Genomic DNA, 15,216 nt, shown 5'->3' on the forward strand with positions numbered 1-15,216 from the left:
GACTATGGGATGGGAACTCAAAGACGTCGAAAAGCCGTTTGTCGAGCAACTGGAAAGCCTCGGGTGGACGCACGTCACGGGCAGCATCGACGAGCCCGCTGCCACCGGCCGCGCGAACTTCACCGAGGTGATCCAGGAAGGTGTGCTGCGCGCCAAGCTGGCAGAGATTAACCTGCGCGAGGTGCATGGGGCAGCCGTGCCCTGGCTGGACGAGGGACGCCTCTCCGAAGCGGTGGCGGCGATCACGCGTATTGCGCGACCCAAGCTAATCGAAGCCAACCAGGCTGCAACGGAGTCGCTGCTGCTTGGCCTCACGGTCGATGGCCTGCCGGGCTGGGATGGTGGGCGTGGCCAGACCATCCGCTTCATCGACTGGGACACTCCCGAGAACAACAGCTTCACAGTCGTCAACCAGTACCGCGTGGATTGCCCGCCGGGCTACAACAGCGGCAAGGCCTTCATCGTGCCGGACCTGGTGCTGCTGGTGAACGGCATTCCGCTCGTGGTGGTGGAGTGCAAGAGCCCCTCCGTCCCGGAGCCGCTGAGTGAGGCCATCGACCAGTTGCGCCGGTACAGCAACCAGCGGCATGCCAACTATGAAGTGGAAGACAACGAGGGCAACGAGCCGCTGTTCTTCACCAACCAGCTGCTGATTGCGTCCAGCTTCGACGAAGCGCGGGTGGGCACCATCGGCGGCCTGTTCGAGCACTTTGCCAGTTGGAAGACCGTGACCCCAGCCCGCGAAGAAGACGTTGCCGCCAGCCTGGGGGTGACCGCACTGTCCGAGCAGCAGCGGATGGTGGCGGGCATGCTCAACAAGGCGAACCTGCTGGACATCGTGCGCCACTTCACCCTGTTCATGCAGGCCGGCGGGCAAACCATCAAGGTGGCGTGTCGCTACCAGCAGTTCCGCGCAGTGAACAAGGCAATTGAGCGCCTGCAAAGCGGGCAGACCCGCCTGCAAGACGGCGAGTACGACCGGCGCGGTGGCGTGATCTGGCACACCCAGGGCTCGGGCAAGTCGCTGACCATGGTGTTCCTGGTGCGCAAGTTGCGCACGAACGCAGCCTTGCGCCGGTTCAAGGTGGTGGTGGTGACGGACCGCAAAGACCTGCAGGACCAGCTCAGCGCCACGGCGACCTTGACCGGTGAGGTCGTGGAAGTGGCTACGTCAACGGTGGCCGTGCAGAAGCTTGCGCGCCGCAAGGGACCTGGGCTGCTGTTCGCCACAATCCAGAAGTACCGTGACCCGGATACCGCCGGTGAACCGGGCTTGACCGAGGACGACATTCCGGACGGCTGGCAAGAGGGGCCGATAGGCGTGCGAGAGCCTACGGCGGCCTATGTTGTCGCCAAGCCTGCCGCGAAGACCTTCGCGGTGTTGAACGAGGACGAGACCATCCTAGTGCTCGTCGATGAGGCGCACCGCACCCAGGCGGGTGACCTGCACGCCAACCTGCTGGCCGGTCTGCCCAACTGCGCGCGCATCGGGTTCACCGGTACGCCCATCATCATGGGTGACAAGAAGCGCACCCACGAGGTCTTCGGCGAATTCATCGACCGCTACACGATCAAAGAGGCCGAGGAAGACGGCGCGACCGTGCCCGTGCTGTACGAGGGGCGCACGGCGCAAGGTGCGGTCAAGGACGGCGCCACCCTGGACGAGCTGTTTGAGGACCTGTTCCGTGATCGCAGTGCAGAGGAACTGGAGGCGATCAAGCAGAAGCACGCCACCAAGGGCCCGATCTTCGACGCCCCGCGGCTGATCGCCGACAAGGCGCGCGACATGCTGCGTCACTATGTGACCAACATCCTGCCAAACGGCTACAAGGCGCAGGTGGTGGCCTACAGCCGCTTGGCGGCGGTGCGTTATGTAGCTGCGTTTGAAAACGCACGCGCCGAACTGCTGGCCGAAGCCGACGCGCTGCCACTGGAAGACAAGGCGCTGGACGACGAGGCGCTGGGCCAGCGGCCGCCCAAGGAGCAGGCCATCGTGCAGGCCTGGCGCTACCGCGACACCCTGAAGAATATCGAGTTCGCGGCGGTGATCTCGGGCAGCAACAACGACGATCCGGCCTGGAAGCAATGGACGGACGCTGCGTCCAACGAGACGCGGATCAAGCGCTTCAAGAAGCCGCTGTTCCACACCAAGCCAGAGAAGACCGATTCGCTGGCTTTCCTGGTCGTGAAGTCGATGCTGTTGACCGGCTTCGATGCGCCGATTGAAGGCGTGATGTACCTCGACCGCCCGATCCGCGAGGCGGAGTTGCTACAGGCCATTGCCCGCGTGAACCGCACGGGGTTCGGCAAGCGCTGCGGCATCGTGGTGGACTACTACGGCGTCGCACAGCACCTGAAGGAAGCCCTGGCGGCCTACGCCGACGAGGACATTCAGGGCGCACTGCAAAGCCTGAAAGACGAGGTGCCGGCGCTGCGCGATCGGTATCTGCGCGTGGTGGACTTGTTCCGCAGCCGCAGCATCGAGTCACTTGATGACGTGGAGACCTGCGTTGAAGTGCTGGCGGACGAGCGGCTGCGCGCGGAATTCACCGTCAAGCTCAAGCAGTTCCTCGGTTCGCTGGACATGGTGTTACCGCGCCCGGAGGGCCTACCCTTCTCCAAAGACGCCAAGACCCTCTCATACATCTACGCCCGAGCCCGCAACCGCTACAAGGACACGCCGGTTCTGGGCAAGGACGTAGGCGCCAAGGTCCGAAAGCTGATCGACGACCATGTGATTTCTCTGGGTGTCGATCCCAAGATTCCGCCGATTGCGCTGACCGACGCGGAGTTCGATTCGCATCTGTCTCGCCAGGCGAACGACCGCGCCAAGGCGTCCGAGATGGAACACGCCATCCGCTCGCACATCCGCAAGCATCTGGATGAGGACCCGGTGCTGTTCCGCAAACTCAGCGAACGACTGAACGAGATCCTGAAGACGCTGGCGGACCAGTGGGATGACCTGATTGCAGCGTTGCAGAAGATTATTAGCGACATGCGCGCAGGCGACTCCAGCGATGACGCTGGCCTGCCTGACATGTCTGAACACTACGTGCCGTTCCTGCGCATGCTACTGGAGGCCGTGGTGGGCACCGAGCGCCCATTTGACGAGCAGTTGCTGAAGATTCGCGACCTGACGGTGGAGCTGGTCGACATGATTGCCGGCGAACTGACCGACACCTTCTGGGAGCCACACAAGCGCCCGGCACAAGACGCATTGGGGGCGCGCATCTTCAGAACGCTGCGCACATCCCGCCTGATTGCACCCAGTGATGCGTCAGCCCTGAAAGATCGCCTGCTCGAACTGGCCCGCGCCAACCATGAGAGGTTGACCAAGGCATGAGCGTGCTGACCGTAGACGATCTCTCCTTCGAGCTGAAACCGAGCACTCGGCGCAGAACGCTGCAGATCACAGTCGATCGTAGCGGTGAGTTGGTGCTATCGGCTCCTCCCGATGTCGAGGAGAAATGTCTGCGCGAATTCGTTCTGGAAAAGCGCTTCTGGATCTACACCAAGCTGGCCGAGAAGGATCGCCTGCAGAAGGCCGTGCCGACCAAGAGCTATGTCGATGGCGAGGGCTTTCTATACCTGGGTCGAAGCTACCGGCTGCGCTTGGTGGATGAGCAGGACGCCGCTTTGAAGCTGCTCAACGGGCGTTTCATGTTGCGCCGCGACTTGGTCGATACCGCCCGGAGCCATTTGATTCAGTGGTACGGCGCCCGGGCCAAGGTATGGCTTTGGGACAAGGTGCAGGACTACGTGGCGCGCATGGAGGTCCAGCCCGTCGGCCTGAAAGTGCAGGACCTAGGCTACCGCTGGGGCTCATGCGGCAAAGGCGACTGGCTGTACTTCCACTGGAAGACCATCCTGCTGCCGCCACGCATTGCCGAGTACGTGGTCGTGCATGAACTGGCACATCTGCATCAACCGCATCACACGCCGGATTTCTGGCAGAGAGTCGAGCGAGCACTGCCTGACTTCGAACGGCGAAAGATCTGGTTGGCCGAGCACGGCATGGACGTTGAAGGAATTTGAAACGATGGCACAGAACTACTTCAGCAACGACCATTTCAAGCTGTTGAACAAATGGAAAGGGACGGTCTACGACAAGACCAACCCGGAGCAACAGCGCGTCTATGAGGAGCTGGGCCAAGCCTACGACGTCACCAAGCATTGGGCCGAGGCGCTGCAACAGCAACTGTTCAAGGACGGAAAGACCAAGACCGTCCGGAAGCCGACCGACCAGTGGCAGAAGAAGTTCACCCACTACAACTGGGCTCGGATTTACCCGGCACAGAACGCACCAGATGGCCTGGCCTACACCGTTGGCATCGACGCCGAGCTTGGGTTCGTCGTCAAGATCGACCTCGTGGATATCAAGGTCAACGACCCGGCGCTGCGGAAGAAGTACGAGCAGATCCGAGGACCATTGACATCCTCGCCCATCGTGGCCATCAAGTCAGCTGCCGAAGGGCTCGCACTGGACTTCACCGCGCTGGTCGACTGGAGCGTCGAATCGATCAAGAACTTCAAACTGACCTACGACGACGTCGCCGACCAGCTGGGGCTTTCGGCAGGGCAAGACCAGGCGTCACTGCTGCACCATTTCAAGGGGCACGAGGACTTCGTTGAACGGCAGCCGCTGTGGACCAGCACCACGACTGAGCTGTTCGGCCGACTTGCTCGTGCAGTGAACGAAATGGGGCTGGACTGGTGGTTCACCCGGGCCACCAACAGCCAGCTGCGCTTCGGACGCAAGGAAAAGGGTGTCGTGAAAGGCGGCCCAGTCGGATGGCTGTTCTTGCGCAAGGATGGAATCCGGGTCAGTTGGTCCGCATTCGCCGGACTGGATGAGCTTGAGCCGACCGATCTGACGAGCGAGCTTGTTCAGCTCTTCGAGGCCGCCGACAAGGACGAAGGCAGTTGGCCATCCAAGCTCGGGGCGCGCTCTGGACGCAACGGCTACTGGCCCGACGACTACGACATTGAGGACGAGCCCAAGAGCGACAAGCCGCCCAAAAATGTCATCTACTACGGCCCACCCGGCACCGGCAAGACGTTCGATTTGCAGGCCCTGCTCGTGTCTGACTACACCGATGCAGAGTATGGCGAGCGCTACGAGTTCGTCACCTTCCACCAGTCCTATGGGTATGAAGAGTTCGTGGAGGGCCTGCGCCCCGTCATAACCAAGCGGGGCAAGAAACATGCGGCGGACAGCGAGGCAGTCTCCGCCTCGAATGGGGAGGTGCGCTACGAGATCAAACCAGGCGCCTTCTTGAGGCTGTGTGACCGGGCGCGGAAGAACCCGTCGCGGCAGTACGCGATGGTGATCGATGAGATCAATCGCGGGAACATCAGCAAGATTTTCGGCGAGCTCATCACACTCGTGGAAGTCGACAAACGCGAGGGCGCGAAGTATCCCGTCGCCGTGACGTTGCCGTATTCCGCAGAGAGTTTCAGCGTGCCGTCGAACGTTGACGTCATCGGGACGATGAATACGGCCGACCGCTCGTTGGCACTGGTCGATACCGCGCTTCGCCGCCGCTTCGAGTTCATCGAGTCGATGCCCAAGCCCTCGGTTCTGGCTGGCACCATCGTCTCTCACAACGGCGTGGACATCAACATCGAGCAGATGCTGACCATGCTGAACAAGCGGATCGAGGCCCTGTACGACCGCGACCACACGGTGGGACATGCCTACTTCACACGCATCAAAGACCTGAAGGATGCCGATCGCTTCAATGAGTTGAGGACCGTGTTCAGGAACAAAATCATCCCGCTCTTGGAGGAGTATTTCTTCGATGGCTGGCAGAAGATTCGACTGGTTCTGGGCGATAACCAGAAGGCCAAGCAGGACCACCAATTCGTGCATGAAATCGGCCGCGAGGAGGACCTGCTGGCTCTGTTCGGCCGCGAGCACGAGCTGGATCAGTACGCGATTCGTTCTCGCTACCAGTTGAACGCAGCCGCGCTCGATCAGCCGGATGCCTACGTCGGCATCTATGCGCCCAAACCTGCCGTGACAGCCGGATGAATTCCCTGACGATCTTTGAGTTCGACAAGGTCGTCGAAGCAAAGGCCGGAGCGGTCGGACTTGCTGTGCCCAGACGTGTCTTCGCCTGGCTGGACATGCAGTCCCTGCGAAATGATGACGATGCCCCTGGTTGGCTCAAGCCGACCCACCTGAGCGGCCAGCGGGCCATTCAGGTCACAAGCTATGTGGGCGTCATTCGCGCCCCATGCGGATTTCAGATCGAGGTACTGCCAAAGACTGGGAGGAATACGTCACCTGACGAAGCACGCGCGCTCCTCATCGAGATGTTGAAGTGCCTGGCCGGGTTTCGGCACATCAAGACAGCCAGCGCGGACTTGGTCGCTGAGCGCATGCCCCTCCTGGAGGTCTTCATCCAGCAGTTCCTGTTGGCCGTCGGTTCGCTCGTCAAACGCGGACTGCGCAGTGACTATGTCGCGCGACAGGACAACCTCTTTGCACTTCGTGGGCGGTTGTTGGTGGCACGGCAGATCTCCCAGAATCTGGTCAGGCGTGACCGGTTCTTTACCGAGCATGAAGAGTTTTCGCAGGACCGTGCAGAGAACCGCCTGATTCACACGGCGCTTCGCCATGTTCTGACCCTGTGCCGATCACAGCAGAGCCAGCGTATCGCGCGCGAACTCAGCTTTGTCTTTTCAGGTGTTCCGCCGTCAGTCGATGTTGTCCAAGACATTCAGCGAATCAGGCTGGATCGAGGAATGGGCTACTACGAGTCCGCACTGGACTGGGCCAAGCTGATCCTGCAGGGACTCAGCCCCATCTCTGGGATGGGAAAGCATCATGCCCCGTCGCTGCTGTTTCCCATGGAGGCGGTGTTCGAGGCCTATGTCGAGAAGCACTTGGCAAGGCAGTTACGCGCTGACTTTGTCTTGAAGGCGCAGGCAAGCAGCCAGCACCTCGTTGCGCATGTCGATCAGCGATGGTTCCGCTTGAAGCCCGACCTGCTGGTCAAGCAGAAGCAAACCACGCGTTTGGTCCTGGATACGAAGTGGAAGCTGCTGGATGCGGCGAAGAAGAACGGGCGAGAGAAGTACCAACTCAGCCAGACTGACTTCTATCAACTGTACGCCTATGGTCACCACTACCTGGACGGCAACGGGGATATCGTATTGATCTACCCAAAGACGGACGCCTTCACAGAACCGTTGCCCGTCTTTGACTTTCCGACGGCCGTCAGGATGCGCCTGTGGGTACTGCCCTTCTGCTTAAAAAATCGTCTACTTCTTCTTTCCACTGACTCGGGATTGGATAGTTTTTTCTTCCAAACACAACGCGGCCCTTCGTTTGCCTGAGACGTGCCAGTGACTACCGACGATGCTGACGACGCCTCCCCCGGCTGGGACGCCATCTCCGCCCGCCTAGACCAGCTCTACCCCGGCCAGGAGCCCAAGCACTACGGCACGATCATCAACTACATGCTGGGCGGGCCGGACCCGTTGGACGGCATCAGCGCCTGGCGGCGCACCGACCCAGTGCCGCACTGGCACTTTGTCACCTATGGGTTCAGCGAGTTGTATGCCAAGGAGTCCGATGACCCGGAGGTGAGCGGCTATGGCTTCGAGCTGACGTTTCGGCTGGCGATAGCGCCCGACGCCGCGGCCGATGCCGAGCCCCCGGTATGGGCGATTAACTTTCTGCAGAACCTGGCGCGCTATGTATTCCAGAGCGGTAATCGGTTCAAGGACGGCGATTGGATGACCGCCAACGGCCCCATTGCGCTGGGGCAGGCCACGCAGATCTGCTCCATGGGCTTTGCAACCGACCCGGAGCTGGCCGAGCCGCTGGCGACGCCCCACGGGTCCGTGGCCTTTTTGCAGGTGGTGGGCCTGACGCTGGACGAGGAGCGCGCGGCCAAGCAGTGGCGCACGCGCCATTTGCTTGATGCGCTGCTGCCGCACATGCCGCTGTGGATCACGGACCTGGACCGTGCCTCGCTGCTGGCCCACCCGGCGGTCAAGCAGCAGGTGGACGAGGGCTTGCGGCGGGATGGCTCGTCGAGCGGATTCTTGTTCACCGATGTGCTGGGCCTCAAGCAGGTAAAGCGCCTGCTGCGCAAGCCGCTGACACAGGTGAACCTGGGTGCCCGCCAGGTGGAGGAGCTGGTGGCCCTGCTGCCGCTGCGCCTGCCGTTTGGCCGCACGCTGCGCGTGGCGGGGCACGAATGGCAGTTGCTGCTGGAGCCTGCGGGTGCCGATGGCCAGAACGCGGTGGAATGGCAAGGCGAAGGGGAGGGCGGCGTGGTGCTGCGCCTGACCGACGCCACGGTGCAGCAGTTTGCCCAAACATTGCAGCCGCGCGAGGGCCGGTATGTGTTGCCGCTGCTGCCCGAGGTGGAGTGGCGGGTAGAGAAGACGACCATCAAGGATTCGACGGGCAAGGTCGTCGATGTGATCGGCTGATCAATCAGCCTTTCAGTTCATAGCACGCTGTGGCCGACGGCTGCGTGGCTGGCAGCCAATCGACCCCAGGCGCGGATACCCCAAACGGGTTTGCATTCGACCGTGTGACTAGGCGGGACGCCGCAGACAGTGCTGTAGCACGGCAAGGCGCCCCAACGACGTCAGGCGGTCGAGGGAACAGCCGTGCCTACTCTTGCTTGGTTTGCTTCCAAATGCGATCGGCGCGTTCCCACGCCGCCTTGGCTGCGGGCTCAGCGTCCTTCCAATCCAGGCGGCTGGTCTCACGGTCCGACTCCCAGCGCGTCTGCAGATGGCCGCGTGCCTCGTCCCAGTCGCCACGGCCGTCGATCACGCTCTGGTAGCCGTGTCGATAGGCGGGCGCGTAGTCTTCGTAGGTATATGCGTCGGAGTAGTAGGGCTGGCGGCCATGGGCGTCGCGCCAGTAGGCGTCTTCGGCCGTGGGGTTGACGGCTTCTGCCGCGCCCTTGCCGGCCAGGCCACCGACGACGGCGCCGACCACGGCACCCACTGCGGTGCCGATGGGGCCGCCGACGGAGCCAACGGCCGCGCCGGTGACCGCACCACCCGCCGCGCCGATGCCGGTGCCGACGGGGTGGGCGCCGGGTGCGCCGGTGATGGGATCGGGGTTGAGGTCGTGGTTGATGGTGGTGGTGTCTCGGGCCATGGTGTGCTCCTTATCGTGTTGGGGGTGGAACTCCATGGTCCATGGGCCAGCGCTGGCGCGGCGTAGGCAAACGGCCCAATGCCGTGCCAGAGGGCAGGGCCTGCCTACAACACCCTGCGCGGCGCTGCCGTGGCAGCATCGCCGCTGTTGGGCGTGCCGGTCGATTCGATGAGCAAAATATGCGCTTCGGCGCTGGCGCGCGGCCGGTGCTCCACGCCTTTGGGCACCACGTAGAGCTGGCCGGGGTGCAGGGTGACCATGGCGCCGCCGGGCAGGTCGATCTCTACCGTGCCCTGCAGCACTAGGAAGAAGTCGTCGGTGTCGGGGTGGCTGTGCCACTGGTACTCGCCCTCGATCTTGGCGACCATGATGTCGTGGCCGTTGAACTCGGCCACGGTGCGCGGGGCCCAGTGGTCGGTGAACTGGGTGAGCTTGTGGGCCAGGTCGATGGCGGGGACGGGGGTGGGGATGCTGCTGGTGGTGTCGGGCATGGGGGTGGCTTTGGTTGCAATACCGCGTGGATGGGCGGGTTGGTGCCTGCAGTGTCGCCACTGGGCGCGGAGCGGTCTTGTACATTTGTTGCATGCATGCCGGGGACCCCAGTTCCTCCTCCTCTTCGTCTCCCTCATCGCCCAGCCAGCGCGACTGGGCCGAGATGCGGCCGCTGGCCTCGGGCGGGGTTACGCTGCTCAACGCGCATTTCACGCAGCACCGGTTCGAGCGGCACAGCCACGAAACGTATTCGATAGGCGTCACGCGCTCGGGCGTGCAGACCTTTGCGTGCCGGGGCGCGCGCCACGCCAGCCTGGCGGGCGATGTGATCCTGTTCAACCCCGATGAGCCGCACGACGGCAGCCGGGGCACGGAGGCGGGGTTTGGCTACTCCATGCTGTATGTGGATGCCGCGCTGGTGCATGCGTGGATGGGCGACCGCGATGCTGCGGGTGACAGCCGCAGCCACGGCCTGGCCACCCGCTACTTCAAGGCGCCGCTGGTGCACGATCCGCAGGGCGCGCTGCTGCTGCAGCAGGCCGTGGCGGCGGTGGCCGAGCGGCAGGAGTCGCTGCACGGCGAGGAGCGCACGGCCGCGGCCATGGTGGCGCTGCTGGGCCGGCATGGCGAGCTGCGGCGGCCCTGGGCGACGGCCGGCCTGGACGCAGGCCGCCAGCGCATGGCCCTGGTGCGCGAGTACCTGGATGCGCACTTTGCCGACGATGTGACGGTGCAGGCCCTGGCCACGCAAGCCGGCCTGTCGCGCGCGCACCTGACGCGCGCCTTCACCGCCACCTACGGCATGGCGCCGCACGCCTACCTGAACATGGTGCGCATCCGCCACGCCCAGGCCGCCCTGCGGCAGGGCGGCGCGGTGGCCGATGTGGCGGCGGCCTGCGGCTTTGCCGACCAGAGCCACCTGACGCGGCGCTTCAAGGGCCAGGTGGGCATGGCGCCGGGGCGGTGGCTGGCGCAAATTGGCCCTGCCCGAAGGGCCCCGTCAATCGCCTAGAGGGGGGATGTTGCGCCCGCCGCACAGCCCATAGGTACACGCACCTAAGTTGCTGCGCCCCGCTGTAAGCAGTTGCAACCCGATGCTAGAGTGCGCGGGCGGGTATGCCCGCCTGCGTGGGGAGCGCAGTACCACCCAACACCGAGTCCAACATCCATCATGCGTTTCTTGACGACGAAATACCTGTGCGCGCTGGTTCTGGGCGCCGCTGCACTGGCCCTGGTGGGCTGCACCGCGCCCCGGGCCACGCCGGACGCCGACCAGAAGGCCAAGCAGTTCACGCCGAGGGCCGAAACGGCTTCGCTCTACATCTACCGCAGCGAGATGACCGGCGCATCGGCCCCGATGACGGTCAGCGTCAACAACCAGTCGCTGGGCAAGACCAACGCCCGCACCTACTACCAGCTGGACGTGGCGCCGGGTAGCTACACCGTGGTTTCGTCGGCCGACAACACCTCCTCGGTCACCGTCGAGGTCGAGGCCGGCAAGAGCTACTACGTGTGGCAGAAGGTCACGATGAGCATGGGCTCGGGGTCGGCGCGCGCCCAGGTGTCGCTGGTGACCGAGGCCCAGGGCCAAAAGGGCGTGTTGGCCAGCAAGCTGCTGACCACCAAGGTGCGCCCCAGCGCGTTTGGCGTCGCCCCGGCAGCTGGCAGCCCGCCAGAGGCGCCGGCAGCCGCACCGGTGGCACGCCGGGCAGCAGCAGGGCCAAGTCCTGCGTCACCCACGGCAACCGCCGCGATGTCGATGCCGCATTTCGTGCCCGACGCCAAGCCAGTGGGCCGCGTCGCCAAGCCAGCAGCAGCACCAGCAGCCCCCGCCGCGCAAAGCGTGCCCACCGCCGCGTCCGTGTCCGTGGCGAGCCCTGCCCAGCCCGCACCCGTGGCAACGGCTGCCGCCGCAGCGCCCACGCCCACCAGCACGAAGGAGTCGCGCCTGCAATGGCTCAAGCAGATGCGCGATGCCAACCTGATCACCTCGGGTGAGTACGAGACCAAGCGCCAGCAGGTGCTGAGCGCGCCCTGATCGGTCTACCGATCAACCGATCTTTCAAGCCAGTGTTTCCGCCGAGCAGGAGGACCCCCAGGGGTTCGGCTGCCTGCGCGCGGACTTCAGCAACCCCGATACCGAGATCAATACCCATGCGTTTGACAAGATTCTTGAGTGCCCTCGCCCTGGGCACCACCGTGCTGGCCCTTGTGGGTTGCGGCACCATCACCCCGCAAGCCCTTGACGGCAAGCAGCTGGAGAGCCTGAAGAACCAAACCCTGGCCTCGACCGCCCGGGAGAAATCTGACTTTGCCATGCTTACACCTGGCTCAGCCATGGTGGGCGGACTGATCGGTGGGCTGATCATGATCAGTGCGGGCAACAAGCTTGTTGCAGATCACAACCTGCAAGATCCGGCCGTGCCCATCTCCCTCGGTCTGGCAAGGGTGCTGGAGAACCACCAGGGCACGCGCCTTGTAGCTCCCGCATTAGCAACGGACGTCGTCGAGGCCCCGCAAATCGCAGCCGCTGGCAAGGGCAAGGCCAAGTTCGTACTCGATGTCAAAACAACCAATTGGAGTGCCTCCTACTTTCCGACGGTTTGGGGGCGGTACCGGGTCAACTATTGGGGGATAGCGCGGCTGATCAATGTAGACACCCAAGCCGTCGTCGCGCAAGGGTATTGCCGTCGCACGCCTGAGGCCAACAGCAAGGCGCCCACTTATGACGAGCTCTGGGCTGACCAGGCAGCGGTCGCGAAAAGGGAGCTGGAACTGATTGCGCAGGAGTGCGTGCAGATGCTCGCAACGCAGATGTTCCCCGGGGCCGCCATAGCAGCGCACGCCATGGCGCCCGCTGTCGCAACGCCCGTATCCCCCGCGGCACAAACCACGTCAATAACCCTGTCTGCGGTCCCTACCGCAGCGCCAGCACCCGTACCGGCGCCTGTCGCCGTGGCAGTGCCTGCTGCGGCAGCCCCGGCGCCCGTGACGGCCAGCCCAGCGGCACCCGCGGCGCCGGCAGGCGCCACGGTGTCGATGCCGTTCGTGCCCGACTCCAAGCCCATGGGCCGTGCCGCTCCGGCAGCCCCTGCCGCGCAAAGCGTGCCCGCCACCGCCACCGTGGCCGTGGTGAGCCCTGCCCAGCCCGCGCCTGCAGCAACGGCTGCCGCCGCAGCGCCCGCATCTGCCAGCAAGAAGGAATCGCGCCTGCAGTGGCTCAAGCAGATGCGCGACGCCAACCTGATCACCTCGGGTGAGTACGAAACCAAGCGCCAGCAGGTGCTGAGCGCGCCTTGATCGGGCTGGGCAGATTCGCCACCCACCATCCTCAAAGGGCCCGCAAGGGCCTTTTCTCATTGCGCGCTGGTGAGTACCTGTAGGACATTGCGCACCCGCTTTGCCCGCCGCATCCGACCGGCCGATTGACCCGGGCATGGTCCGATAGACCCTTTGCATTTACAGGAGCCAACCATGTCTGAAAAGAAAGCCAGTGTTCATTGGGAAGGTGCCGGCAAGACCGGCCAGGGCCAGGTGAGCACCGAGACCGGTGCGCTCGACAAGCACCCCTACGGTTTTGGCAGCCGCTTCAGCGATGACCGCAAGGGCACCAACCCCGAGGAGATCGTGGGGGCGGCGCATGCCTCGTGCTTCACCATGGCGTTTGCCTTTGCGGCCGAAAAGGCGGGCATCGCCACCGAGGTAATCGACACCACGGCGGCAGTGCGGCTGACCAAGGAGGGCGAGGGCTTTGTCATCGACCGCATCGCCCTCACGCTCAAGGCCAAGGCACCGGGCCTGGACGACGCGGCCTTCCAGAAGCTGGCGGCCGACGCCAAGGCCAACTGCCCGCTGTCGAAGGCGCTGGCCGCGGTGCCGGAGATCACGCTGACGGCCACCCTGGTGCAGTGACCGACCGGCGCGGCGGCCGGGCGCGGGGGCTTCACGCCAGCTCGCGCAGCTCCCGCCGCAAAATCTTGCCCACGCTGGACTTGGGCAGTGCATCGACAAACACGATCTGCCGGGGCACCTTGTAGGGGGTGAGCTCCCGGCGGCAGTGCTCGGCAATGTCCTGGGCGCTCACGCGCACCTCGGCCATGCGCACCACGTACAGGCGCAGGGCCTCGCCGGTCTTGTCGTCGGGCACGCCGATGCAGGCGCATTCGAGCACGCCGGGGAAGGCGGTCGCCACGGCCTCGACCTCGTTGGGAAAGACGTTGAAGCCTGAGACGAGGACCATGTCCTTCTTGCGGTCCACGATCTTGAGAAAGCCGCGCTCGTCCATTTGCCCCACGTCCCCTGTGCGAAAGTACCCGTCTGCCGTGAAGGCGGCGGCATTGGCCTCGGGCTTTTGCCAGTAGCCGGACATGACCTGCGGGCCCTTCACGCAGACCTCGCCCGCCGCGCCCACGGGCACCGGGTGGTCGTTGTCGTCGCGCAGTTGCACGTCGGTCGACGGCAGGGGCAGGCCGGTGGTGCCGGTGAATGCGCCGACGTAGGCAGGGTTGAAGGTGACGACGGGGCTGGTCTCGCTGAGCCCGTAGCCTTCGCGGATGAACTGGCCCGTGAGGGCCTGCCACCGGGCGGAGACCGAGGCGATGATGGCGGAGCCCCCGCCCCCCGCCAGACGCAGGTTGGAAAAATCGATCTCCTGCGTGCGCGGGTGCGCGGCCAGGCCTGCGTACAGGGTGTTGACGCCCATGAACACGCTGGGGCGCGCGGCCTTCATCACGCCGATCAGGGCGTCCAGGTCGCGCGGGTTGGGCACCAGCCAGTTGTGCGCGCCCACCGAGAAGTAGGTGACCAGGTTCACCATCAGCGCGAAGATGTGGTACAGCGGTATGGCGGTGACGATGGCCTCCTGCCCGGGGCGCAGGGTGTCGGGCATGAAGGCCTTGAACTGCTCCACATTGGCCACCAGGTTGCGGTGCGTGAGCATGGCCCCTTTGGACAGGCCCGTGGTGCCGCCGGTGTACTGCAGAAAGAGCAGGTCGTCCCCCGCCAGCCGCAGTGGCTTGAAGGACAGGCCCGCGCCCTGTGCCAGGGCCTTGGCCAGCGCCGTGGTGGGCAGCGCCAGGCCAGCATCCACGGGCGGGCCGGGCAGCGCCGCCGGGCCACCATCGCCAGGCTCCACGGTGATGACTCTGTGCAGGTCCACCCGGCCCTGGATGGCCGCCAGCGTGGCGGCGGCGCCGGCATAGATGACGAGGATCCTGGCGCCGGCATCGTGCAGCTGGTGCTCCAGCTCGCGCGGGGTGTACAGGGGGTTCACGTTGACCTGCACCCCCCCGGCCCGGGCAATGCCCAGCAGCACGATGGGGAAGGCCAGGAGGTTGGGGCACATCACGGCGATGCGGTCACCCTTGCGCACCTGCAGCACGTTCTGCAGGTAGGCCGCGAACGCGCGGGAGAGGTGGTCCACGTCGGCATAGGTCAGCGTCTGCCCCAGGCAGGTGAATGCCGGGTGGTGGGCGTAGCGCTGCATGGCCACGTCGAGCAGGTGCACGAGGGAGCGGTGCGCGTCGGCGTCGATGTGGGCGGGGATGGTGCCGTAGCTGGCCAGCCAGGGTTGGGGGTGCATGGGTGAA

General features: G+C 64.5%; 12 protein-coding genes. 9 read left to right on the forward strand and 3 right to left on the reverse strand.

Annotated elements, in window-relative coordinates; all coding sequences use genetic code 11:
* The first annotated feature begins 4 nt into the window (after positions 1 to 4).
* Genes AC07PA_RS01890 through AC07PA_RS01910 form a run of 5 tightly spaced genes read left to right on the forward strand, consistent with a single transcriptional unit; the run spans position 5 to position 8,451 of the window.
* Entirely contained in the window at positions 5 to 3,343 is a 3,339-nt protein-coding gene (locus AC07PA_RS01890; protein WP_494603616.1) for a type I restriction endonuclease subunit R, read from the forward strand.
* Entirely contained in the window at positions 3,340 to 4,035 is a 696-nt protein-coding gene (locus tag AC07PA_RS01895; protein WP_494603614.1) for a M48 family metallopeptidase, read from the forward strand. The genes AC07PA_RS01890 and AC07PA_RS01895 overlap by 4 nt, the downstream gene beginning before the upstream one ends.
* 4 nt (positions 4,036 to 4,039) lie before the next feature.
* Entirely contained in the window at positions 4,040 to 6,034 is a 1,995-nt protein-coding gene (locus AC07PA_RS01900; protein ID WP_494603612.1) for an AAA family ATPase, read from the forward strand.
* A complete protein-coding gene (locus tag AC07PA_RS01905; protein WP_494603610.1) occupies positions 6,031 to 7,344 on the forward strand; it encodes an McrC family protein in 1,314 nt (437 codons plus the stop codon). Before AC07PA_RS01900 ends, AC07PA_RS01905 begins: the two co-directional genes overlap by 4 nt.
* 3 nt (positions 7,345 to 7,347) lie before the next feature.
* Complete coding sequence (locus AC07PA_RS01910) at positions 7,348 to 8,451, forward strand: suppressor of fused domain protein (RefSeq protein ID WP_494603608.1); 1,104 nt, start codon at positions 7,348 to 7,350, stop codon at positions 8,449 to 8,451.
* A 187-nt stretch (positions 8,452 to 8,638) separates the two neighbouring features.
* Here AC07PA_RS01910 and AC07PA_RS01915 read toward each other — a convergent pair whose 3' ends face one another.
* Together AC07PA_RS01915 and AC07PA_RS01920 are read right to left on the reverse strand one after the other, a co-directional pair.
* On the reverse strand, positions 8,639 to 9,136 hold the full coding sequence (locus tag AC07PA_RS01915) for a glycine zipper domain-containing protein (RefSeq protein ID WP_494603606.1): 498 nt from the start codon (positions 9,134 to 9,136) through the stop codon (positions 8,639 to 8,641).
* Positions 9,137 to 9,240: 104 nt separating this feature from the next.
* On the reverse strand, positions 9,241 to 9,627 hold the full coding sequence (locus tag AC07PA_RS01920; protein ID WP_494603605.1) for a cupin domain-containing protein: 387 nt from the start codon (positions 9,625 to 9,627) through the stop codon (positions 9,241 to 9,243).
* A 92-nt stretch (positions 9,628 to 9,719) separates the two neighbouring features.
* Between AC07PA_RS01920 and AC07PA_RS01925 the strand changes: the two genes are divergently transcribed.
* The 4 genes from AC07PA_RS01925 (at position 9,720) to AC07PA_RS01940 (ending at position 13,540) form a co-directional block, all read left to right on the forward strand.
* Complete coding sequence (locus AC07PA_RS01925) at positions 9,720 to 10,640, forward strand: AraC family transcriptional regulator (RefSeq protein ID WP_494603603.1); 921 nt, start codon at positions 9,720 to 9,722, stop codon at positions 10,638 to 10,640.
* Between the two features lie 168 nt (positions 10,641 to 10,808).
* Complete coding sequence (locus AC07PA_RS01930; RefSeq protein ID WP_494655360.1) at positions 10,809 to 11,666, forward strand: DUF2846 domain-containing protein; 858 nt, start codon at positions 10,809 to 10,811, stop codon at positions 11,664 to 11,666.
* A 134-nt stretch (positions 11,667 to 11,800) separates the two neighbouring features.
* Positions 11,801 to 12,928 carry a hypothetical protein gene (locus AC07PA_RS01935; RefSeq protein WP_494603599.1) on the forward strand — a complete coding sequence of 376 codons (1,128 nt, stop codon included), beginning with the start codon at positions 11,801 to 11,803 and terminating at the stop codon, positions 12,926 to 12,928.
* A gap of 174 nt (positions 12,929 to 13,102) precedes the next feature.
* A complete protein-coding gene (locus AC07PA_RS01940) occupies positions 13,103 to 13,540 on the forward strand; it encodes an OsmC family protein (protein WP_494603597.1) in 438 nt (145 codons plus the stop codon).
* A 31-nt stretch (positions 13,541 to 13,571) separates the two neighbouring features.
* Here the strand turns inward: AC07PA_RS01940 and AC07PA_RS01945 are convergent, their stop codons facing one another.
* Positions 13,572 to 15,209 carry an AMP-binding protein gene (locus tag AC07PA_RS01945; protein WP_494603595.1) on the reverse strand — a complete coding sequence of 546 codons (1,638 nt, stop codon included), beginning with the start codon at positions 15,207 to 15,209 and terminating at the stop codon, positions 13,572 to 13,574.
* Positions 15,210 to 15,216 lie beyond the last annotated feature (7 nt).

Source organism: Acidovorax sp. GW821-FHT09B03, assembly GCF_059418305.1.

Bases quoted from the DNA above. Each gene is read 5' to 3' on its own strand.
- AC07PA_RS01890 (WP_494603616.1), top strand. From the start codon at position 5: ATGGGATGGGAACTCAAAGACGTCGAAAAGCCGTTTGTCGAGCAACTG.
- AC07PA_RS01895 (WP_494603614.1), top strand. From the start codon at position 3,340: ATGAGCGTGCTGACCGTAGACGATCTCTCCTTCGAGCTGAAACCGAGC.
- AC07PA_RS01900 (WP_494603612.1), top strand. From the start codon at position 4,040: ATGGCACAGAACTACTTCAGCAACGACCATTTCAAGCTGTTGAACAAA.
- AC07PA_RS01905 (WP_494603610.1), top strand. From the start codon at position 6,031: ATGAATTCCCTGACGATCTTTGAGTTCGACAAGGTCGTCGAAGCAAAG.
- AC07PA_RS01915 (WP_494603606.1), bottom strand. From the start codon at position 9,136: ATGGCCCGAGACACCACCACCATCAACCACGACCTCAACCCCGATCCC.
- AC07PA_RS01920 (WP_494603605.1), bottom strand. From the start codon at position 9,627: ATGCCCGACACCACCAGCAGCATCCCCACCCCCGTCCCCGCCATCGAC.
- AC07PA_RS01925 (WP_494603603.1), top strand. From the start codon at position 9,720: ATGCATGCCGGGGACCCCAGTTCCTCCTCCTCTTCGTCTCCCTCATCG.
- AC07PA_RS01940 (WP_494603597.1), top strand. From the start codon at position 13,103: ATGTCTGAAAAGAAAGCCAGTGTTCATTGGGAAGGTGCCGGCAAGACC.
- AC07PA_RS01945 (WP_494603595.1), bottom strand. From the start codon at position 15,209: ATGCACCCCCAACCCTGGCTGGCCAGCTACGGCACCATCCCCGCCCAC.